A 22,358-nucleotide genomic window follows, 5' to 3' on the forward strand; every position below is an offset into this window, starting at 1 on the left:
ATGAGCAGCGTGCTGATTCGCAACGCCCGACTGGTCAATGAAGGCCGCGAGTTCGACGCCGATCTGCTGGTGGACCACGGGCGCATCGTGAAGATCGCCAGCAGCATCGAAGGTGAAAACGCGACGCTGGAAATCGACGCCAATGGCCAATGGTTGCTGCCGGGAATGATCGACGACCAGGTGCACTTTCGTGATCCGGGTGCACCGAACAAAGGCAGCATCTATACCGAATCGCGGGCAGCCGTGGCGGGGGGTATCACCAGTTTCATGGACATGCCCAACACCCGACCGGCAACCCTGACGCTCGATGCTCTGGCCGAAAAAAAGCGCCGGGCAGCGATCCACTCGGTGGCCAATTACGGCTTTCACTTCGGCGTCAGCAACGACAACCTCGACACTGTCGCAGCACTCAACCCCTGCGAGATCGCCGGGGTCAAAGTCTTCATGGGCGCCTCCACCGGCAACATGCTGGTGGATGACCCGAAAATTCTTGAAAGGCTTTTTGCCGAGGTTCCGACGATACTGCTAGCCCATTGCGAACACACGCCAAGCATTCAGACCAACGAAAACAACCTTGCCGAACCGTTCGGGGAGAACATTCCCGCTGCGGCTCATCCGCTGATTCGCAATGCCGAGGCGTGCTTTCGCTCCTCCTCAATGGCGGTCGATCTGGCCAAACGACACGGCACTCGATTGCATGTTTTGCACCTGACCACTGCTCGCGAACTGGCCTTGTTCGAAGACAAACCACTCACGGAAAAACGCATCAGCGCCGAAGTCTGTCTGCATCACTTGCTGTTCGATGATCGCGACTATCCGCGCCTGGGTAATCTCATCAAGTGCAACCCGGCGATCAAGACTCAAGCTGACCGTGATGCATTACGCCAAGCGTTGCTCAGCAACCGACTGGACATCATCGGCAGCGACCACGCGCCCCACACCTGGGCTGAAAAACAGTTGCCCTACCGACAAGCACCTTCCGGGTTGCCGCTGGTACAACACGCCCTCCCCGCACTGCTGGAACTGGTGGCCGATCAGTTGATTCCACTGACCACCCTGGTGGCCAAAACCAGCCATCGCGTGGCGGACCTGTTTGCCATACCGGATCGCGGTTACCTGCGTGAAGGTTATTGGGCCGACCTCGTTTTGATCAAACCAGAGCCTGCCGGCAAAGCTGTTTCCCGGCAGCCGATTCTCGCTCAATGCGGCTGGACACCGTTCGCCGGGCAGCACTTTCGACACAGCGTCAGCACGACATTGGTTTCGGGGCAAATTGCCTGGTACGCCGAACGTCTAAATGAAGACTGTCAGGGTTTGCCCTTGCGGTTTATGCGTTGAATAGCGTTTTGCATGAGACACCCAGGAAAACCGACGATGATTCACATCACCCTGCCTGACGGCTCGCTGCGCGAGTACGACCAATCGCTCTCGGTATTTGAAGTTGCGGCGAGCATTGGTATTGGCCTGGCTAAAGCGGCGGTCGCCGGCCGGGTGAATGGCACGCTGGTGGAGCAACGGATTTACGGTGTGTGCTGGGCTAATCAGCAGGAGCTCGATGAATGGCGAGCCCCGCAACAGGTAGTCGTCGTGAACATCGATGAGCGTCAGATCGGCTACGCGCAGTCAGTCACCGAAGCACTGCGTCGCGCAGGTTTTCGCGCCAACTCCGATCTACGCAAGAAAAACATCGGGAACAAGATTCGCCACCACACTCTGCTGGCGGTGCCCTACTTGCTGGTGATCGGTGACAAGGAAATGGACGGCGGATTCGTCAGTTTGCGCAGCGGCAAGGGCGAGGATTTTGGGCGGATGAGTGTTGAAGCGGTGTGTGAGCGGCTGCGGATCGAAGTGGACGCTGTCGCTGGCAAGGCCGCAGCCTTGCCAGCAATAGAGATCAAGCGCGAGGTTTGACCGTTCCGCAATCCTGTCCCAGCCACACGGCGCGTGTATCCATGCTGCCCTTTTGCTGAATGCCGGTGGCGTTGAACGTGCCGTTGACCGTGGTGTTGAATTCGCGATCGCTAAGGAACGTAGCAACACCGGCGCCCTGGGCTTTCGGGCAGCTGAAGCGGAATTTCCACTGGTTGCCGCTGCGGTCGGTGACCTGCTGCGTGCAGCCTGACTGTGGGTCTTGCAGGGGAATGGTGTCGGATTGAACCTGTGCCTGGGTCAGGCACACACGAATCCCTTTACCCCCCATGGTGATGCCCTGTTTCTCCAGTGCAGCCTTTTGTGCCGGCGTCATCTGGCTGCCCAACTGGTTAAGGATCAACTGCAGATCCGGGAGGTTCTGGTCATCGACCTTCATGTTGCTTGAGGTCAACTCCCACAAACCCGGTTGCAGCATCTGCGCCTGAGCGACCACAGGAAGTGACAAGCCAACAGCCATGGCCAAACCCAGCAGACGTACGTTCATCGAGTAACTCCTAGACAATAGTGCCCGTTAGACGTCGCCAATCTACTTCGGTTGCATGTCTAATTAAATAGCGACATTCACCGTGGAACATGGTCTGTTAAGCATTGAATTGTCAGGAGCATGATTGCCCCATGGATTTTTTTGGACCCCATCTTTTCGCGTATCTGATCGCGCTCATCCACTCACTGGGCACGATCGCCGCCATTCACGCCGTATTGACCGTCAGGACCGCTCAAGGCTCGATTGCCTGGGCCTTGTCACTGGTCTTCATACCTTACCTGACGCTTATCCCTTATCTGGTCTTCGGTCGCAGCACCTTCGACGCTTATATCAAGGCTCGTCGGCAAGCCAACGAAGAAATGCACAAGGCCATCGCCGACCTGAACTGGCGTCCGTGGATCGAGGAAGCGCTGACCGCCCGCGCCTCCAAAGCCTACACCTCGTTGCGGGCGATGCCGAAGCTGGGGCGGATGCCGTGCCTGGCAAACAATCAGGTACGGCTGTTGATCAACGGCCAGGCAACCTTTGATGCGATTTTCGAAGCGATACGCACCGCCCGTGAAGCCGTGTTGATTCAGTTTTTCATCGTCCATGACGACCAGCTCGGCCGACGCCTGCAAACACTGCTGATGGAAAAATCCGCTGAAGGCGTCGCTATTTACCTGCTCTACGATCGGATCGGCAGCCACTCCCTGCCTCACAGCTATGTTCAACCCTTGCGTGATGCCGGGGTGCAGGTCGAAGCGTTTGCCACACGCAGTGGCTGGCTCAATCGGTTCCAGGTGAACTTCCGTAACCATCGCAAGATTGTCGTGGTCGACGGCGCGCTGGGCTTTGTCGGCGGGCATAACGTCGGTGACGAATACATGGGCCAGAAACCACCGCTGGCACCGTGGCGCGATACCCATATCGCCGTCAGCGGCCCCGTGGTTGCGTGCATGCAGGAGTCTTTCGCGGAAGACTGGTTCTGGGCCTCCCGAAAACTGCCACCGCTGATACTGCCACAGAGCTACCCCGATGACGGTGTGCTCTGCCAACTACTGGCCAGCGGACCGGCGGACCCTTACGAAACCTGCTCGCTGTTTTTCGTTGAAGCCATCCACTCCGCGACCGAACGCGTGTGGATCACCAGCCCGTATTTCATACCCGATGAAGCGGTATTTGCCGCGCTACGCCTGGCGGTGCTGCGCGGTGTCGATGTGCGGCTCCTGTTGCCATCTCGACCGGATCACCGGATCGTCTATGCCGCCTCCAGCCTGTACGCTTTCGAAGCGGTACGCGCCGGGGTTCGGGTATTCCGTTACCAACCGGGCTTCCTGCATCAGAAGGTCGTGCTGATCGACAGTGAGATCACGGCCATCGGCAGTGCGAATCTGGACAACCGTTCGTTCCGGCTCAACTTCGAAGTCATGCTACTGACCGTCGACAGCGAATTCGCAGGTTTGGTGGAACACATGCTCAACGACGACTTTGCTCAGGCCCACGAAATTGCCAAAGGCGAAAGCCGGAAGACCCACCGCCTGCAACAGCTTGGCATGCGGGTCGCCCGGCTTATCTCGCCGATCCTTTAAGGGTTGTAGATATCGTCACGCGTCCACGGTAGCTCATGGCTGCCGTCGGGGTGGGTCTTGACCGCGAGGATCTGGTGCAAGTTGATCCAGCCCCGCGCGAACGCATAGGCGCAGCCTGCCAGATACAGTCGCCAGATCCGCAATGCCTGCTCCGGTACCTCTTTGGAAGCGGCTTCAAGGTTGTCCTCCAGCCGCTCGCTCCAGTGGTCCAGCGTGCGTGCATAATGCAGGCGCAGGCTTTCGACGTCGACGATCTCCAGCCCCGCTTCACTGATTTCAGCCGAAATCATCGACAGGTGCGGTAATTCCCCGTTAGGGAATACGTAGCGCTCGATGAAATCACCCGCTCCGCGTCCGACCGGCCGGCCATCTGTGTGCTTGGCGGTAATGCCATGGTTCATCACCAGGCCGCCTTCACGCACGGCACCGAACAATGTCTTGCAGTACTCCGCCAGGTTGGCGTGCCCGACGTGTTCGAACATGCCGACACTCACGACTTTATCGAACCGCCCATCCTGAGGCAGATCGCGGTAATCGAGCAGTTGTAGCTCAACCTGATCCTGCAAACCTTCAGCGATCACCCGCTCCCGGGCCAATGCCAACTGCTCCTTGCTCAGGGTGATGCCAAATACTTTCACCCCGAACTCCCGCGCCGCATAACGCGCCAACCCTCCCCAGCCGCAGCCGACATCCAGCAGGTATTCGCCGGGTTGTAGCCGTAGTTTGCGACACAGGTGGCGGAATTTTGCTTGTTGGGCCTGTTCCAGGGTTTCGCTGCCGGTTTCGAAGTAAGCGCAGGAATACGCCATATCACTGTCGAGCCAGAGCTGATAGAAAGCATTCGAGAGGTCGTAGTGATAGGAAATCGCCGCTGCGTCGGTGGCTTTGTCATGGACAGAGCGCACCGGCTGCTTGCCGTCGGCATCATCCAGCAACGCTTGGCTCCACTCATCACATACCCGGATCACATCGCTGATCTGGCCTTCAAGTTCGAGCTTGCCCTCAACGAAAGCGGCGCCCAGCAGGTCAAGGCTTGGGCGAGTGAATTGAGACACTAATTGTGGGTCCTTGACCACAATCGTGACGCTGGGCGCAGGGCCCAGATTAAATTCATGGCCGTCCCAGAGTCGCAAGCGAAGCGGTAATTGCAGATTCTGTAAGGCCGGTGGCAGTTGCGCGAGCATGAATAGTCCCCCTTGTTTCAGACGTCTGATTTGAGGGTAGACCATTGTGGAAAATTAGCTGGCTATCGATTTAATAGCCTTTTCCTATGAGTCACGATAGAGCAACAAGCTGTCGTAAACCCACTGTTTCAGCCATGTAACGACCTGAAGAGGTGCGCCCTCTTCACAGTTGACTGTCAATTGTGCGCACAGTTCGCCAGCTGCTACAGGTCGCGTTACGAACTGACCGGCCACGTCCTCAACCCTCTTCTTTCAGCTTCAGCAGCGGCTCCTGGAACCGCAACAAACGCCCGGCATTGCCCAACACCAGCAACGTGCTCAGGTTATGCAGGACCGCAGCAATCATCGCCCCTGCCGCTCCCAGCCAGCCAAACGCGGCGAACGCGACGATCGCCAGCGTCCAGCCCAGACCGATGATCACATTGACCTGCAAGGTCTGCCGGCACTGGCGGCTCAGGCGTACGCAAGTCCCGAGTCGACGCAGATCGCTGCCGATCAATACGATGTCGGCCGAGGCCAGGGCGATGTCTGCCCCGCCCGCGCCCATGGCCACTCCGACCACGCCAGCCTTCAGCGCCAACGAATCATTGATGCCGTCGCCGACCACCATCGGCCGGAAACCATTGTCGATTTCAGTCAGGACGCGATTGAGTTTGTCTTCCGGCAAGGCTTGCGCCTCGACATCGCTGATGCCGACTTCATGGGCCAGGCTGTGGGCGACGCTTTGTCGATCACCGGTCAACAACAACTGCCGGCCAAGGCCCAGTTCGCGCAGTTCTCTCATGGCAAAACGCGCTTCCGGTTTGACGCTGTCAGCCAGCAACAACCACGCGAGGAAACGTCCATCCAACGCCAGACCGGCAATCGGCCCATTATGCACCGGCACCGTCGAGGTGGCGATGCCCAACTGCGCAAACAATTCAGGTCGGCCGAGCGCCGCTTCGCCCTGTTCGGTCATCGCCACCACGCCCAGGCCCTGGCGTTCCCGAATATCCGACAGCAACAGGAAATGCTCCTGAGCGACCAACCCGGCCAATGCCCGACTGACCGGGTGGCTGCTGGCCGAACCGAGGCTGGCGGCCAGTTTCAGTAAGGTGCTGCGGTCCTCGACCGGGCTGTCGATCGACTGCAAACGCAACGTGCCGAACGTCAGGGTGCCAGTCTTGTCGACTACCAACGACGTCAGGTCCGCCAACTCTTCGAGGAATGCCGAGCTGCGAATCAGGATGCCGTGGCGCGCAGCCACCGCGATCCCGGCAATCGCCGTGGCCGGGGCCGACAGCACCAATGCACATGGGCAGGCGGCAACCAGTACCGCGAGCATTGCTTGCGCATCATTGGTGACGAACCAGGTCACTGCGGCCAACAGCAACACCAGCACCATGTAGCTGCCGGCGTAGCGTTCCAGCAAACGGGTGATCGGTGGCTTGGAGCGCTCGGCGCTTTGCATCAGCGCAATGACTTTGCCGAGGGTCGATTCGTTGCCGGTGCGGGTCACTTCCAACCGCAGCAAACCATCGAGGTTGATCGCCCCGCCGAATACCTGCATGCCGACGGTGGCCTCAAGCGGCACCGACTCACCGGTAATCGGCGCAGTGTCCAGGCTCGCTTGACCGGACAACACCCGCCCATCCGCTGGGACTCGATCGCCTGCGCGCACTTCGACGATGTCTCCAGCCTTCAGCGTAGCGTTGTCGATTTCGATAATCGAGCCATCGGCCTGAACCTTGCGTGCGTGGCTGCGCGTCAGACGGCCCAGCGCGTGGATCGCTTCCTGAGAGCCAATCACGCTGCGCTCTTCCAGGACATGGCCGAAGATCATGATGATTGGCAACAAGGCCGCGGTCAGCAGATCTCCCGTCGCCCAGGCGCCCATCATCGCCAAGGCGATTAGTTGATCGGTGATTCCGTGCAGGCTCGGATAGCGAAGGCTGTACCACGCCGAACGCATGACCGGAACGGCCACCAGCAACGAAGCCAACCCGAGCAATAACTGGCTGACACCGGTTTGCTCCGGCGACAACCAGCGCCAGACCAGCCCCAGGCCGAGCAAGCCCAAAGCGAGCATCGCCAGGGTCAACTGGCGTGCGGCGCTGCGTTGTTCAGCCGTGCTCAACATGCTTGGCGCGGCGGCGGTTTGAACGGTCATTGTTCGGCTCCCTGAATGATCAGGCGGGAATCGTCTTTAGGGTTGACCGTGGTAACCGAACCGGCCTGACCAAGAATTTTCGGCATACGCTCGCGATAGATCCGCAGGAGCATTTCCGGGTCGCTGCCCTTCTGCTGCGCCTGCGCCAGGCTGAGCACCGTGGCGGTGTCAGCCGACGCTTTGGCCAGGCGTTCGCTGGCTTGAGCGTGAGCCACTTGCAGCGTGCGATCAGCTTGTTGGGTCGCGGTCTGAGTGAGCTTTTCGGCTTCAGTACGTGCGTTCGCTACGGCCTTATCTGCCTGCTGACTAGCAGTCAGTACCGCGTTGAAAGCATTGACCGCAGGTTCGGGCAGACTCGATTGCACGTCGACCCGGGCGACTTCGATCCCCAGTCCCAACCCCGTCGCGGCTAACTCGGACAAGCGCTGATTGATCCCTTGCACCAGATCACCGCGCAGACGTTCGCGACGTTCGGCGGCCTGATTGTCGGCACCGATCAACTCCGGCCGAGCGACCAGAATGGTGTCCAGGTCTCGTGCAGCCGTCAGCGCCACCGCACTGCGAGTCACCAAACGATCCAGCGCCGGCAGCACATGTTCACCCTGCAGGACGAAGGCGTAAGGCTCGGTCACTTTGTAAAACACCCGAACATCCAGTTGCACCACGCCCGAATCGCCAGTGAGCAAATACCCAGAACCGGCCAGCGCATCGCTCAGTGGATTGGCGAAACTCGCCACACGCTCACCTTGCAGCGCAGCATCGGAGCGCAGCAGATTTTCCACTCGCCGTTCGATCACCCGATCCGCTGCCGGCAACAAAATCACCTGCTCGAACGGACGCGGCCACGCCAACAGCAAGCCGGCGTTCTGGATGCGATCCAGTGCGCCGAAGTGCAACACCACGGCGCGATTCTGCGGATCAATCTGCCGCACATTGGAGAAAGCCCAGGCCAACGCGGCCAACACCGTTACCGCATAAAGCGCGAGAAATGCCAGACGCCCCGCCTGAATCCACGGGCTGTCGAGTTCATTTGTTCCACGTGGAACCACACTCATGGCTGCGACCCAGACTTGTTATCCAGCGTCGGAGGTCCATCAACCAACACTCGGAATGGCGCAGCATCGGTACGCAGAATCAGCTTTGTGCCCGGCTTTACCATCGTGTCCAAGGTGTCCAGCGAACGCAGCAAGTTGTACAACTGCGGCGAACCCGCGTAAGCCTTGCCGTAGATTTGCGCGGCTTCAACCCGCGATTGGGCCTCGATGTCCGCAGCCTTCACTGTGGCGTCAGCCTGGACGATCCGTGCATCGCGCTCGGCGGCCGAGCGGATTTGCGCCGCCTCTCGCTTGCCGATGGCCGTGCGTTCGGTGGCAATGGTTTCACGCTCGGCACGCATGCGATCGACGGTGGCGGTCAGGGTCACTGACGGCAGTGTCAGCCGTTCGATACCCACTTGCAGCACACGCACGCCGTAAGTGGTCAGCAGTTGTTGATCGATCTGCTTGCGCAGTTGCGCCTCGAAATCGGCGATATGCACTTGGTTGGCGTCGGTGTTCACCAGGTTGGCCAGGTCGAAACTGCTGGCGGTGGTTTCCAGCGCCGAGCCGACAAACGTACGAATCTGCCGCGCAGCTTCGTCCGGTTGGTTCTGCACCGCTCGCATGAAGCGTTGCACATTGTCTGGATCACCCTGCACCTGCCACGCGACATAAGCCTGAACGATGATCCGCAAACCATCGCGGGTGCCCACGTCCTGCAAACCGCTGGAGGTGGTGCGCAGACGCAGGTCGACCGGAATCGCCGCCTCGAACGGTGTCGGCCAGCGCCAACCGAGGCCGGGCTCCAGCAGCACCCGCGAAGGATTGCCGAAACGGGTAATCACCGTCGCCTCGCCCGAACGCACTTGCACCAGGCTCGCCGCCGCAATGGCAAACAGCACCAGCAGCGCCGCCCAGCCCATGCGTCGCCACGGGAAGGGGCCCGCCTCTTGCGGGTCGCCATGGTGATGATGGTGGTGGCCGTGATGATGCCCGCCATGGCCATGGTCGTGGCCGGCGTGGTCGTGATGATCATGCGGCTCGTGGGAATGCGACGGGCTCAATTGGCGGCTCCTGACTGAACGGGTTGACGTGACGGCGAAGTGTCAGTCGGTAAGGTGGCGGGTAACGTGTAGCTGCGTAAGTCGATGGTCGGCGTACTGTTGCCGCCCAGACGATGATCGAGGACCAGTACTTTGGCGTTGGCTAATCCTTGGCTCAGTTGTGCGAAATATTGCTCCAGCACAAAGGCCCGACCGGCTACGGCGTAGGCTTTGCGCTCGGCAGCGAAGCGCAGGTCGGCGGCCTGGGCCGTAGCGTTGACTTCGCGGGCCGTGGCCAGCGCCTGGTCATGGGCGACACTGGCCTGCAATTGCGCCTGATTGGTCTGCTCGGCAGCTGCGCCACGCTCGCGCGCGATCAACGCTTGCGTGCCGATCTGCGCCGCTTGCACGCCGTGATAGGCGTTGGCAGCGCCGGCCGGAGGGTGAATCGCTTCGACGACCGTGGCGAGGATTTCCACGCCGCTGTCGAGCTTCTGCAAATCAGCCTGCACGGCACGACCAATGTCTTCGGCGAGCCCTACCCGATCTGCGCCGAGCAAACCGTCGAGGGTCCGCGAGGCAAAGTCGTGCACCAGAATCCGGCTGGCGGTGCTGCGAATCAGTGTGGGTACATCGGTGCTGTTGTAGGTCGCCGCCAACGCGGCCTGATCGCTCAAACCGATGCGGTAGACAAAACGCACGTCCATATTGACGATCTGGAAGCTCTGTTTATCGTTGCTGCTACTGGCAATCACCTGCGACTTGTCATTCACGTGGCTGGCATCCCACAACCGATTGGCAATGGCCGGTGCGGGCCCTTCCGCAGGATCAGCCACCGTCACCGCTGGCGTGTCACCGACGCTGGTCGCCAATTCGTGAACCACACCATTTTCGACGCTCAGCACCCGGCCCAACGGCCAAGGCAAACCGGCATGCAAACCCGGACCAAACACCTGCACCGGCTTGCCAAAGCGCTCGTAGATCCCCCGCCCTTGCAGCGGTATTTCGTGAATCCCGGTGAGCAGCCACCCCACGAACAGCACCACGCTCAGCACAGGCAAGAAGGCCCGACGCATGTAAGTGAAAGCCCAGATCTGCCGCAGATCGATACCAAAGCGGTTATGCAATTCGTGCTGCAACGCCAACAAAGGTTGTGGTGGCCAGCGCAACATGTCCGCGACAAAACTGCGCGCCAGCAACGTCGGTTCGAGCAGATCGCGACGCGGACTGAACAACGACAACACCGCACGCAGCAACAACTCTGCGGCGACCAGCCCCGGCAATAGACCGATCAATACCGCCAGACGCACCGGCCAGACAGCAGTTTCGCTGCTGAACAACAGGCAGAATGCGCCGGTCACCAGACAGATGATCGCCACGCGAGTGAGCTGCGCCAACTGCCCGGCTTCAGGCCATTGCGCGGGAATTTCCTGAGTCAGTTGGCGTTCGCACACCAGCAAGCCGAACGCCAGCAACAACGATAGTGCCGCCCCAACGCTGGCCGAAAGACCCAGTGCAGCGGCGGGTAATGTCAGGCTCCAGAATTGTTCGAGGCTGAACAACGCCAGCAATGACCAACCGGCCAGCCACAACGTCGGCGCGCCGATCTGCGCCAGCAATCCGATCCAGCGTTCACCCGCTCGCGCCAACAGTCGCTCATACCAGCCGAGCGCCTCGATCGGTTCGAGCTGTTCCGCAGCCAGCACAACCACCGGTTCAACCAGCGCCCGCGCCCGCCATTGGGTGATCCACCAGGCCGATTGCAAACCGGCCACCACCACGATCAACGCCGAGGACTGACTGACCAATAGCGGCGGCCAGATCGATTGCGGTGCAAACAGCCCGACAAAAAACGCCAACAACAAGCCTGCTGCTGCGAGACTCGCCAGGCCGATGCCCACCCGCTTCAACCGACGTCCGTGAAACACCGCCTGCTGAAAACGCGGCAGTCCTTCCACGTTCGTCCCCTCAGCCTCCAGATCGACTTGCATACCACCTCAGTACTTGCTGTTACGTGAACCAGACCTGTGGATAAGTCGTCAGGCCGTTGCATTTTTTGCAAATCGTTACGATATAACGATGGTAGTGAATTTTTGGCTCTCCGCCCATCACCCAACCCGCACCTATAAAGATGAAAGCGTAGCCGGGCTGAGCAAGGGCATCAGCTCGGCAAATGCCCCAGCGGTAATGGTCCTGGGGTTTTCACCGTATGAATTGCGAAGTTGCTGCGAATATCACTCACACCCGGCAACTTGAGCAGGCTGCCGGTCAGGAAGCGCTCATAACCGCGCAAATCCGGCACCACTACTTGCAGCAGAAAATCCGATTCGCCTGACACCAAAAACGCCGAAATCACCTCGGGCAATGCCGTTACCGCCAGACGAAACGCTTCGGCCTCTTCGTCGTTGTGGCGCTCGACCTTGACCCCGACAAACACGGTCAACCCCAGCCCCACTTCGTCGCGATCCAGGTTGGCTTGATACCCGCGAATCACCCCGGCCTCTTCCAGCATCCGCACCCGGCGCAGACACGGCGAAGCAGACAGGCCGATCTCGTCCGCCAGTTGCACGTTGCTCAGGCGACCGTCGCGTTGCAGCGCGGCAAGGATTCGGCGGTCGTAGGCGTCCAGTTTCATGGTTTGGCAGTTCCCGACTGTTTTTATTCATTGATTGGCAGAAGCTGCCAAGTCTAGCTGTTTCCAGCCGCGACTACGCAACCACCTGCCCTGCCCTTCGGCCCTAGACTTTGATCACCGAATCGCTAACGAATGGGGTGCAGCATGGCAGAGCTCTGGATGTTCTTTTTGGCCTTGGCAGTGGTTTACCTGTTGCCCGGCCCGGACATGATTCTGCTGTTGCAAACCGGTGCCCGACAGGGCAAAGCCGCCGCGCTGGCCACCGCCATTGGCCTGGCGATTGCCCGGGGTTGCCACGTTGCGCTGGCAGCGCTGGGCCTGGCGACGCTGTTCAAGGCTGCACCCTGGACCTTTGAAGTGGTGCGCCTGGCTGGTGCGGCCTACCTGCTATGGCTGGGGATTCAATGCTTGCGCTCAAACATGCTGCCGAACCTGAATGCCAACGGCACAGCCGCTGCGAAACTTGCGTGGCGCGCGGCGATCCAGCGCGGCTTGTTGACCAACCTGCTCAACCCCAAGGCACTGCTGTTTTGCTCGGTGCTGTTGCCGCAGTTCATTGATCCGCAGGCAGGGCCGGTGCTGACGCAGTTCGCGACCCTGGGCGTGTTGCTGGTGGTGGCCGGTTTGCTGTTCGACAGTGGTTACGCACTGATCGGTGCCTGGCTCGGTCGCTGGCTTGAACGCAGCCCCTCGGCGCAGCGCATGCAGCAATGGCTGTTTGGCAGCCTGCTGATCGGTTTTGCACTGCGCCTGACGTTCGTTCAGCAGGCTTAATGATGGGCCTTGCGCTTGTGGCGATTGATCAGCAACAGGGCCAATGCCGTGAACATCACCACAGACCCCATTTGCAGCCACTTTTTATAGGGCCGCAAGGTTGAACGCACGGGCTCCAGGACTTGAGTCACGTAACGTTTATCGGCGTTCTGAAAGTCGGGATAAGGGCATTGATGCCCGAAGTTCACCGCCCAATCCACATAAGGTCCTTCTTTGACGTAACGTTGGTAGAAGGCCTTTTCCTCCTCAACGCTGGTACCAAAACCCGCCGCTGCACACAGAACCGCCGCGAACGCCCCGCTGCTGTGGGGCAACAGGTCCGCCGCCTTGCTAGCCAGGCCTGTAGCAATGTAACGGTAGTGGAAACGTTCGTCCGGTTTGGCTGCGCTGGCCTGTTGGCGTTGCACCTCCCCTTCTGAAATCAGCGGACCGACTTTTAACTCAGTTGTCTCAAGGCTGTAGTTGCCATCGAATGTCGCGTAATCCGGGGCCATTTCGTAACCGAGAAGCTCCATTCCCCAATGACGAGCAGCCATGCCTGCATTGAAATAAGCCGCTGCACGACGAGTGGGCCACCACGCTGATTCAGCCTCCTGGCGCAGCTCGGCGTAATGTTTGGCCTTGGTTTGCAACTCAGGATTATCAAAGTACCCCGGCGCTTCGTCGTAGCGCTCTTCACGCAGCAACCGACGCCCGAGCAAGTTCCGCAAACGTGCCGCGATCGGTACCGGCACATAACGCTCGCGCTCCTGCTGGGTCAACGGCGTTGGCGCTGGCACCTGACGATCGACAAACTGCTTCAATTCATCGACGGTAAGCACCCGTTCCGCGACAACAGCCGCGTCTTCCCAGTAGAGATCCTGGCTGCGATACAGCTGCTCAAAGGCTTGCAGGTAATCACCACGCTCCAGCGCCAGCAACGCACTTTCTCCGTCGACCCGGCAGCCGGGTTTGAGCGTTTCGTAGTCGCCACTGGACGCTCTTCGATCGCCCCAGTTTTCATCCTGCGGGAAGGCTTTGGCTGCCTTGGCATAGGCGCCGGCAGCCGCCGCTTTGTCACCCTCACGCAACGCCATTTTGGCTCGCAGCCACCAGGCCAGGCCGCCGTCACCGGCATGTTCGAGCAAGGTTTTGGCGGTGGCGTAATCACCGATCTGATAATTCAGCGCCGCCAGACGGTCGGCGTTATCCAGACTGCCAACGGTGCTCTGGACCAGCGACTTGATCATTTTTTGTTCAGCTGGCGGTTGTTCACCGTACGACCAGCCGACATGGCTGATCAACGCCGCCGTGACCAATTGCTGCACCGCTTTGCCTTTGAGCACCTCGTTGAGCTGCGCCTCCGGCATCTCGCCCAGTTCATTCATCAACTGCTTGAGCGAGCTGTAACCGACTTGCGAGCCTTGCAGGCTTTGGGTCGCGTAAAGCTCGACGGCAGTGTTCCAGTCACCCGCCAGACGTACCAACCGCGCTTCTTCACCAAGGCTGGCGACGCCCAATTCCTGAGGGTCGCTGAAACCCTCGATACTCAACTGGCGAGCCTGCACAAAGGCCTGACGGGCCTGTTGCAGACTCTCGCGGCGCCCAGCTTCGTCGAGATCATTGGCCTCCTGGCTGATGGCGAACAAGGCCCGTCCCAGCGAGTAAGCCGCCCAGGTGCTGCGCAACGCCCGCTGATCGGCCGGCAGCGCCAGCACTTTGCGGAAATACTCTGCCGCCACGGCATGTTCGCCCCCGTTGAAGGCTACCGCTCCGGCGGTGTACAGGCTGAGTTCAGGCGGCAGGCTGGCGCCCTCGGCTTGCACTTGTTGCGCATTCTGAAGCGTTCGCAACTGCGCTACCTGCGCGCGCTGAACGTCGCTCAACCCCGTCTGCTCAGCTGTGTTTCGCGCCTGCACATACAGATCATTGTCAGCGCTGTAACCGTAGTCGACCTTCATTGCCTGCGCAGGCTTCAAACCGGCGATGGCTTTACCCAGGCGATTCACTTCGAACCGGAAGCTGCCTTCCGGCAATTCGCCCAAGGTCTGTGTCCGGTCGCCGAGCAAGCGCAGCGGAAAATCAGGCCCACAAGCCATCGCGCAACCCAGCGGCAGGCAGAGACTTACAGCGAGCAAATGACGCGGCCAGCTAGGGATAGACATGAGAACTTCCTTGATCAATTTTTGTGCAGCGCGCCCAACCAAGGGTACGTTCGGCCTCGGCCGGCAATCGGCCGTCTTTGAGGCGGGTAAAGCTGAGTTGTCCGGGTGTCTGCTGCACGGCATAGCCGTTGAGCGCATCCACCGCATCGCATTCAGTGACCGCCAGCGTCACGCGCTCGGGCAGACCTCCGTCGAGGTTGCCGCGATTGCTCACCGCAATGTCGTACAGACCGTCATGGCTGAAAAGGTTCAGCTCGAGCTGACTGGCCAACCGATCCCCCCGCGCCACCGCGCGTAACGTTGCCAAGCTCCACGCGCGTCGGTCGCCCTTGAGCGGCAGACGAAACCAGATCAACCCGGCCAGATGGGGCGGTGGCTCGGCGCGCAATTGACTGGCGAGTGTCGATAACTGGTGCGGATCAGCCAGCAACTCACGGCGCTGGCCAACGCGTTCTAACGGCACTTCGCTTTCGACTATCGGCGCCCCGCCGTCCCCCGGCAGCAATGCGATACCGTAGGCCGGCAACGCCAGGTAGAAAGGTTTCGCAGTGATCCGACTCCAGCGCCCGGTCCATTGTTTCGCCTGGGCCGGATCAAACAACCCGTGTTCGGGACTGCTCACCGCGTGCACCTGCAACACGCTGCTGTCGACCACCGCCAGCAACCCCGGCAGTTCGGGACTGTCGAGCCAGGCCGGCAGCGCCGTGATGCTCAGTTTCAACGTAGCCGGCAACACGTTGCGCAATCCAACGAGAAACTCACGGTAGGCCGGCAGGCGCGCCGTGCCGGCATCGTGGTCAATTTCGACGCCCGCCGGTGTCAGCCCCTGAGCCTGCCAATCAGCTACTACACGCTGGATCTGCGCTATGGTTTCGGTTTGATCCAGGCTCTTGAGCTGGCCATCGAGTCGAATCACCGCAATCAGCGGGCGACCATCATTTTTCAACAGCGCCGGGTTGATTCGCGCGCGACGCCAGCCAGCCTGTGGATAAGTCTGCAAGGCCAACACCCGCAACGTCGAAAAGTCCCCGCGCGATTGAGCCAGAGCATCCTCATGGGCATCGGTCCATTGCCGCTGCCAGACGTAAAGCTGTTGATCGAGCGGCGGCGCGTCCTGCGGCTGGCACGCGCTGAGCAGCATAGCGGCTAGCAATAGCACGCAACGGACGAAAAAAGTCGCTGACATAAAGGCCTGTGGCTGAGTTAATCCCTTAACGCAAAAAGGGCCTTTCAGGGCCCTTGTTGCGCAGCGCGCCAGCCTACGCAGCCAATGGCTTGCGGGCAATGATCACCTGACTTTTCGCCACAACCGCGTCCAGCGCCTGCTTGATCTGCGCCCCGCGTGGTGAGTCCAGCACGGCCTGCCAAGTCTCGGCCCAGTGATGGAGCAGTGGATGGTCGGGGTTGGCAAAATCGACGTTGGCTTCCCAAAACAACAGCATCCACATCGACCAGTAGAAGCCATATTGGCTATGGCTGATCAGTTCCAGGCCGGCATCGCTGACCATTTGCTTGAACTGCGCTTCGCTGATGATGCGAATGTGGTTGGGCTTCTGGAAATACTCGGGGCGCGCGATGTCTTTTTGCAGGTCTTCGGAACTGGGATGCGGGACGCTGAGCAAATACAACGCTCCGGGCTTACCTACGCGCACCAGTTCGGCAAGGAACTGCGCCGGATCGTCGACGTGTTCGATGACTTCGGTGGACACCACCCGCGTCGCTGTTGCATCGGCGATCGGCAGCGGGTTGCAGTCTGTGATGTGGCACTCGACAGCACGCGCCGGTGTATCGCTCAGGCGCTGGCGAGTCGCTTCGACCTTGGCTGCGTCGATGTCGGCAATGATGATCTTTGCCCCGCGCTTGCCGCAGAAATGTACGTTGCCGCCGTCACCGCAGCCGACGTCCAGCAGGATGTCCTCGGGAGTCACCGGGAAGCCGGTGAATAACTCGCCGGTTTGCTGATTGAACCAGCCGCTAAGGGCCGCATCGTACAGCCCCAGCATGTACGGATCGACCTTGGCTGCGGGCGCTTCAGGCTGCACAGGAGCGGGAGCAGGCGCCCTCGCCGTGAGTTTCTTCAAAAGGCTCAGCATGAGGTCACTCCAGAGGATGGGACGGCGGTTGGGGACGTGCCCAAGCGTTGCACCAGCGCAGCACCGCGATTACGCATGGGCATTTCGATAAAGCGATAATTGAGTTCACTCAGCAGGACGATCAGCCCGCCAGCGATCAATATTGTCAGGATCGGATGGCCGGCCGGACTGGGCAGACCGGCCGCCTGCAAGCGGAAGATGAATTCGCGGACCAACGAGTAGGCCGGGATATGAATCAGGTAAATCCCGTAAGAGCGGCTGCCGATCCATGTCATCAGACTCTTCAGCAATCCCCGAGGCATCAAGTAATCACGGTTGTAGGACGCCACCCAGACCAGCACCGCGCTGAACACGGCAATCGCGCCGATACGATAGTTGGTGAACGTGAAGCGATCGGTGGACAGCACACTCAGCGCCATCGCAATGATCAGCAGCACCGACACACCGGTCCAGGGCCGACGCAAAAACCCTGGTTCCCAGCGCACATAACCGGGTCGCGCACTCCACATGGCCAACAGCACGCCAAGGGCCAATGCGTCGGTTCGGACCACCATCAGAATCGGCGTGCGCAACGTCAGCAACTGCACCGCGACCAGCGCCAGCAATGCCCACACCAGGTGTTTGCGGCAGATCAGAATCAGCAGCGGAAACAACAGGTAGAACTGCTCCTCCAGCGACAGGCTCCAGTAGACGAAACTGATGCCGTACTCGTAGTGGTAGAAGCTGTCGGCAAAGCGAAAATTGGCATACTGCGCGATCCCCGCCAAGGTCGCCTGCAAATTGGCATGCAACGTGCCGAAGGCCCCGGAGCGGTTGAGAAATACGCAGGCCAGCAACATCAGCGCCAGCCACAGCCACGCCGACGGCAACAGTCGAAAGGCTCGACGCAACCAGAAGTTACGCGTCTGCTGCCAGTATTCCTGACGCGTGCTGCAGCCTTGCAACGCCGGTATCAGACTGCGAGCGATGACAAACCCCGAGATGGCGAAAAACAGATCGACACCCCACCAGGGTTGCCCATACTCGGTCAGAGTGTGCAGCAACGGCACAACGTCCGTGAACAGGCTGCCTTGCAGGTGATGAAACAGCACACCGAGTACCGCAATACCGCGCAATAGCTCGATGTCCATGATCCGTTTGCTGCTCATGCCGTCCTCCTGGACATTGCATCGGTATCCACCGGTTTGCGGGCAATGATCACCTGGCTCTTGGGCATGAATTGATCAAGCAGCTGCTTGATCGCCAGCCCGTTGGGTTGCGCCAGCAGGTCTTGCCAGATTCGCGCCCAACTCTCCATCAGTGGCGGGTATGGCGCCTGAATCCGGTCGCGCACCGCGCCCCCGGGATCGCGTCCGGCAGCCCGCTCGCTGGCCCAGAAAAAGATCATGCCCATGACCCAGAAAAAGCCTGTGGCCTGACGATGCTCGATCACCAGCCCAGCGTCTTCAACCAACGCGGCAAAGCGTTCCGGGGTAAAGATCTGCACATGATTTGGCGATTGAAAATAGCCAGCGGGCGCGATGCCCTTTTGCAGGTGTTCACCTACCGGCGCCGGCACACTCAGCAGATACAACGCGCCGGGGCGTCCCATGCGCACCAGTTCGGCCATGAACGGCTCCGGCTGATCGATGTGCTCAAGCACTTCCATGCACACGACCTTGCTTGCACAGCCATCGGCCAAGGGCAGCGGCAGGCTGTTGCTGACCAGCCCCAGGCTCGGCTTGTCTGACTGGGCTTCCACTTGCCGGGCGAGGTCGCGGACCTTGTCGTGCTCGCTGTCGGTGAAGATCACCGACGCACCCTGGCGCACCGCAAACAACGTCGCCACACCTTCACCGCAACCGACGTCCAGCAAGGTGTCGTCCGCCGTGATGGCGAAGCCCTTGAGCAACTCACCACTGTCACCCAGAAACCAGCCGTCGAGTATGGCGTCGTGCAGACCCACATCCCTGGGCGAAACCGGGCTCGGCACAATCGGTAACGGTTCGGATTTCACCGCAGGAAACAGGCGTTTCATCAGTGCGCGGATCATGCCTTGGGGGTTTCCACGGCAGACACCGCACGGGACTTGAACAGCCGAGCAAAAAATCCTTCAAGGCGTTGTTCAGCGGTTGCCTGGCTGCAGAAGGTTTCGAGACTGGCCACCGCATGGGTGGACATCTGTGCGTAACGCCCGGGATCGTCTTTGGCAACCTCGTAGCTAGCCCGATAAGCCCTGCACAACGACGCCCAATTGGTGACGTATCGCAGGGTGCGGAATGCCCTTCGCGGGTCGTGAGGCCAGGCGGTCAGTTCGTCAGTGGTATCGATCAGGAAAGCGTTGTCGACATCCAGGTAATCGATCATCGCCGTGGTGCGTGGCGCCACCGCCGGCTTGCCGCAGGACATGAACTCCATCAACGGCAGACACTGGCCTTCACCGTAGGATGTGTTCACCACATAACTGGTAGCCTGAACCAGACGCTCGTAGTCCGCATCCGCGAGGTAGCCATAAATCAGTACGATGCGGCAGCGATAAGACTGGTTTTTGTACAAGTGGTGAAGAATGTCGGTCAGCGCTTCTTCGGCATCGTGGTGGGTCAGTTTGAGCACCAGCGTCGCGTCTTCCACCTCGCGGAAGGTCACACAGAAGGCACTGAGCATGTCTTCCCAGTTCTTGCGCCCGTCACTTGGGTTGAATACCGAGGTGTAGATCACTCCGTCGAGGACTAAATCATGCTCGCGAGCCGGCGCCTGGAAATCGATACCTTTGCCGGCGCGCAAATGCGCAGGACCAAAGGCACGCAGGTCGAGCTGGCGACTGTCTGCCAGCAATCCCCCGATCTTCAATCGCACCTGACAGGCGAGCGGCTGGCGCTGTAACTGTGCACCCCGCGAGGCAAAACGGTCCCACACCGGCGCGGGTACTGCCACGATCGGATAATCGGCGCCCATTGCCTCGCGCACTGCATTGACGGTGTAGCTGGAATGGGTGATCGCCGCGCCTGACGCCCGCAATACGGTACGCCAGTCATTGTGCGGTTCACCGGCAAATGGCTCGTTGGGAATGGTACTGAACTCCCACGCGAACACCGCCAGGGTCGGACACGCGAAGTGCACAGGTGTGCGATGAGGCGGTGAGAACGACAGGAACACACAGTCTTCCCCGCGGGACAGGCAGTCGAGGTACAGGGCATCGACTTCAGTCTGCGGGTCGCTGACTTCCACCACCCGCCCCAAGCGCTCCAGCACCGGTCGGTATTCCTTGAGCACGAAGTAATAGCTGTACTCAGAGCGCCCGAGGTTCTGGGCGATGGTGTGCTGGTTGGTTTCCGAATGAATGATGATCAGCATGAGGCGTTATCCGTCACGGCCGTTGCCTGCGAAGTCAGCGGTGCCAGCCCGAAAAAATCCGACAGGCGCTGTTGCACCGGTGCAAAGGCGCAGTAGTCGTGCATGCGCTCGATGGCGGCGCGAGACATTCGCTGATAGTCCTGCGGTTGCTCCTTGGCCATTCGATAGCTGTTTTCGTAAGCCGTTTTCAACGAACCCCAGTCCGGCCGATAACGCAGGGTGCGGTAGATGATGCGACTGTCCTGAGGCCAGATCGTCAGTTCTTCACTGGACTCGACCACGAATGCCACGCGCTCGTCGATGTAATCCTCCATCGCCGTGTGGTCAGGGGCGATCACTGGTTTGCCACTGGCCATGAACTCCATCAGCGGCAGGCACAGTCCCTCGCAGCGTGAAGCGTTGACGTAGTAGCTGGCGGCTTCGTAGAGCCGGGCGTATTGCGGATCGTCCAGATAACCGTGCATTACCACCACCCGACAGGCGAACGGCGACAGCTGCGCCAACAAGGTCATCAGTTCGGTGTAGTAGGACGACAGATCGTTGTGGGTAATCTTCAGCACCAGCGTGGCGTCCTCGGTTTCGCGGAAGGCCCAACAGAACGCCGAGATCAGTCGATGCCAGTTCTTGCGACCGTCTTGAGGGTTGAACACGCTGACGTAGATCACGCCGTCCACATCGGTTTCGACCTGGGCGGTGGTGTCGGGATAATCGATCGGGGCAGGCTCGGGTGCCACTATCGACTGCGGGCCGGCGATGGCCGGCAGGACCCTCGCCAGTCGGTAATGGGCAGCGTCCGATAAAAGATCGCGAATCCCCTCCCAGTACCACTGGCTCAGGAAATGCGTGCGATGGACCGGCACCGGTTGCGCCTTGCCCAGATCCAGCGCCCACAGGCGCAGGTAATGGCGAGCAATGATCAAACGGCGCTTTAGCGTCAGCGGTGGCGGCCGCAAGGCCTCCAGTTCCGCCAGTTGCTCGGCGGTCAGCGGCACAGGTATCAGCGCATCGGCAGACAGCCCGAGTGTGCGGCTATCGAAGATGCAGCCCTTGATGTCGAGGGTCGAGCCTGAATTGACCGGCCTGCTGGTGTGGCAGCTACGAATGGCCGAGAAGTTTTCCCATATTGGTGTCGGCAAGACCAACACCGGGAAGTCTTCGCCCATGGCCCGACGAATCGCCCGGGCGGTGTGACTGGAGAGCGTGATCACCCGCCCCTGGCGCGCGAACATTTGCGTCCAGTCCTGTCGCGGATCGTTGTCCCACTGCTCATCGGGAATCGAGTCGAACTCCCAGGCCACTACACAGATCGTCGGGCACTCAAGGTCGTTCGGGGATTTCTGCGGCGGAGTGAAGGACAGGAACAGGCTGTCTTCGCCGACGGCAAGCAATTGTCGATAGAGGGGGTCGACCTCGGCAGTGGAGGACACCACATGCACCCGCCCAAGGCTTTCGAGCACCGGGCGATAAGCCTTGAGCACGAAGTAATAACTGTATTCGGGACGACCGAGGCTCTGGCTGATGGAACTGTCGTTGACGTCCGAGTAAAGAATGAAATTCATGGCATCCCACGATGAAACTGCCGTCCCGGCAGCCTCACTCTATGACGGCAAAACCATGGATCGAGTCGGTATTTGCCGGCCCTCGTCCATCGTCTTCTTGCCCGTCTACGTTCTTGTTTTAGTGGTCAGTTTCGCAGAGTTTCAGAACAACCCGCCAAACCCTGGACGATCATGACGAGGGGCATTCTAAACACATCCGCCGAGGGTTCGTGAACCGTCCGGCGAGAATAAATCAGGCTATGCTGACGAGAACTGACCGGTCACGGTGGGACTTATTGAAATTGCCGCGCAATTGGCACAGATTGGCTACCAAACAACTACAACAACGACTTCGCATACCAGACATTTCCGAGAAAGCAGCCTCTGCTTTCCGGTTTTACCCAGCAAAGGCTGGGGTTGCCGAAGTTTGCTCATTGAGGG

Annotated in this window: 18 protein-coding genes and 1 pseudogene; 4 read left to right on the plus strand and 15 right to left on the minus strand. The window is 60.0% G+C overall.

The window, feature by feature from the left end; all coding sequences use genetic code 11:
- Both AO353_RS10150 and AO353_RS10155 read left to right on the plus strand, forming a co-directional pair.
- The gene (locus AO353_RS10150; protein WP_054594806.1) at positions 1 to 1,338 is read left to right on the plus strand and encodes a dihydroorotase; all 1,338 of its coding nucleotides are present in this window, start codon (positions 1 to 3) and stop codon (positions 1,336 to 1,338) included.
- Positions 1,339 to 1,374: 36 nt separating this feature from the next.
- Complete coding sequence (locus AO353_RS10155; RefSeq protein ID WP_054594807.1) at positions 1,375 to 1,911, plus strand: His/Gly/Thr/Pro-type tRNA ligase C-terminal domain-containing protein; 537 nt, start codon at positions 1,375 to 1,377, stop codon at positions 1,909 to 1,911.
- On the opposite strand, the gene AO353_RS10160 is transcribed toward AO353_RS10155, so the two are convergent.
- On the minus strand, positions 1,895 to 2,416 hold the full coding sequence (locus tag AO353_RS10160; RefSeq protein ID WP_054594808.1) for a DUF3617 domain-containing protein: 522 nt from the start codon (positions 2,414 to 2,416) through the stop codon (positions 1,895 to 1,897). The genes AO353_RS10155 and AO353_RS10160 overlap by 17 nt on opposite strands.
- Positions 2,417 to 2,547: 131 nt before the next feature.
- Between AO353_RS10160 and cls the strand changes: the two genes are divergently transcribed.
- Entirely contained in the window at positions 2,548 to 3,987 is a 1,440-nt protein-coding gene (gene cls, locus AO353_RS10165; RefSeq protein WP_054594809.1) for a cardiolipin synthase, read from the plus strand.
- Here the strand turns inward: cls and cfaB are convergent.
- The 7 genes and pseudogenes from cfaB to AO353_RS10195 all read right to left on the minus strand — a co-directional run bounded on the left by cfaB (position 3,984) and on the right by AO353_RS10195 (position 12,035).
- Positions 3,984 to 5,171: a C17 cyclopropane fatty acid synthase CfaB gene (gene cfaB / locus AO353_RS10170; protein WP_054594810.1), complete on the minus strand. Its 1,188-nt coding sequence runs from the start codon at positions 5,169 to 5,171 to the stop codon at positions 3,984 to 3,986. The genes cls and cfaB overlap by 4 nt on opposite strands.
- Before the next feature lie 84 nt (positions 5,172 to 5,255).
- Positions 5,256 to 5,366: pseudogene (locus AO353_RS31525) on the minus strand (DUF2063 domain-containing protein); the annotation flags it as partial.
- A 43-nt stretch (positions 5,367 to 5,409) separates the two neighbouring features.
- On the minus strand, positions 5,410 to 7,320 hold the full coding sequence (locus AO353_RS10175) for a cation-translocating P-type ATPase (RefSeq protein WP_054594811.1): 1,911 nt from the start codon (positions 7,318 to 7,320) through the stop codon (positions 5,410 to 5,412).
- Positions 7,317 to 8,375, minus strand: a complete 1,059-nt coding sequence (hflK, locus tag AO353_RS10180; protein WP_054594812.1) for a protease modulator HflK — start codon at positions 8,373 to 8,375, stop codon at positions 7,317 to 7,319. Before hflK (AO353_RS10180) ends, AO353_RS10175 begins: the two co-directional genes overlap by 4 nt.
- Complete coding sequence (gene hflC, locus AO353_RS10185) at positions 8,372 to 9,421, minus strand: protease modulator HflC (RefSeq protein WP_019694358.1); 1,050 nt, start codon at positions 9,419 to 9,421, stop codon at positions 8,372 to 8,374. Before hflC ends, hflK (AO353_RS10180) begins: the two co-directional genes overlap by 4 nt.
- Positions 9,418 to 11,391: a protease modulator HflK gene (gene hflK / locus AO353_RS10190; protein WP_054594813.1), complete on the minus strand. Its 1,974-nt coding sequence runs from the start codon at positions 11,389 to 11,391 to the stop codon at positions 9,418 to 9,420. Before hflK (AO353_RS10190) ends, hflC begins: the two co-directional genes overlap by 4 nt.
- A gap of 170 nt (positions 11,392 to 11,561) precedes the next feature.
- The gene (locus tag AO353_RS10195) at positions 11,562 to 12,035 is read right to left on the minus strand and encodes an Lrp/AsnC family transcriptional regulator (protein ID WP_054594814.1); all 474 of its coding nucleotides are present in this window, start codon (positions 12,033 to 12,035) and stop codon (positions 11,562 to 11,564) included.
- Positions 12,036 to 12,179: 144 nt separating this feature from the next.
- On the opposite strand from AO353_RS10195, the gene AO353_RS10200 reads away from it, so the two are divergent.
- Complete coding sequence (locus AO353_RS10200; RefSeq protein WP_054594815.1) at positions 12,180 to 12,809, plus strand: LysE family translocator; 630 nt, start codon at positions 12,180 to 12,182, stop codon at positions 12,807 to 12,809.
- Here AO353_RS10200 and AO353_RS10205 read toward each other — a convergent pair.
- From AO353_RS10205 to AO353_RS10235, 7 genes are all read right to left on the minus strand, one after another.
- Positions 12,806 to 14,953, minus strand: coding sequence for a hypothetical protein (locus AO353_RS10205; RefSeq protein WP_054594816.1), 2,148 nt, complete (start codon positions 14,951 to 14,953; stop codon positions 12,806 to 12,808). The genes AO353_RS10200 and AO353_RS10205 overlap by 4 nt on opposite strands.
- Complete coding sequence (locus AO353_RS10210; protein ID WP_054594817.1) at positions 14,940 to 16,139, minus strand: DUF3142 domain-containing protein; 1,200 nt, start codon at positions 16,137 to 16,139, stop codon at positions 14,940 to 14,942. Before AO353_RS10210 ends, AO353_RS10205 begins: the two co-directional genes overlap by 14 nt.
- Positions 16,140 to 16,212: 73 nt before the next feature.
- Positions 16,213 to 17,046 (minus strand): class I SAM-dependent methyltransferase, encoded by an 834-nt coding sequence (locus tag AO353_RS10215; RefSeq protein ID WP_054594818.1) that lies wholly within the window; start codon positions 17,044 to 17,046, stop codon positions 16,213 to 16,215.
- Positions 17,040 to 18,194, minus strand: a complete 1,155-nt coding sequence (locus AO353_RS10220; protein ID WP_054594819.1) for an acyltransferase family protein — start codon at positions 18,192 to 18,194, stop codon at positions 17,040 to 17,042. The genes AO353_RS10215 and AO353_RS10220 overlap by 7 nt, the downstream gene beginning before the upstream one ends.
- Complete coding sequence (locus tag AO353_RS10225; protein WP_054594820.1) at positions 18,191 to 19,078, minus strand: class I SAM-dependent methyltransferase; 888 nt, start codon at positions 19,076 to 19,078, stop codon at positions 18,191 to 18,193. Before AO353_RS10225 ends, AO353_RS10220 begins: the two co-directional genes overlap by 4 nt.
- Positions 19,075 to 20,379, minus strand: a complete 1,305-nt coding sequence (locus tag AO353_RS10230; protein WP_054594821.1) for a glycosyltransferase — start codon at positions 20,377 to 20,379, stop codon at positions 19,075 to 19,077. The genes AO353_RS10225 and AO353_RS10230 overlap by 4 nt, the downstream gene beginning before the upstream one ends.
- The gene (locus AO353_RS10235; RefSeq protein ID WP_054594822.1) at positions 20,373 to 21,938 is read right to left on the minus strand and encodes a glycosyltransferase; all 1,566 of its coding nucleotides are present in this window, start codon (positions 21,936 to 21,938) and stop codon (positions 20,373 to 20,375) included. Before AO353_RS10235 ends, AO353_RS10230 begins: the two co-directional genes overlap by 7 nt.
- Positions 21,939 to 22,358 lie beyond the last annotated feature (420 nt).

The sequence above is a fragment of the Pseudomonas fluorescens genome, from assembly GCF_001307155.1.
Classification (GTDB): Bacteria; Pseudomonadota; Gammaproteobacteria; order Pseudomonadales; family Pseudomonadaceae; genus Aquipseudomonas; species Aquipseudomonas helvetica.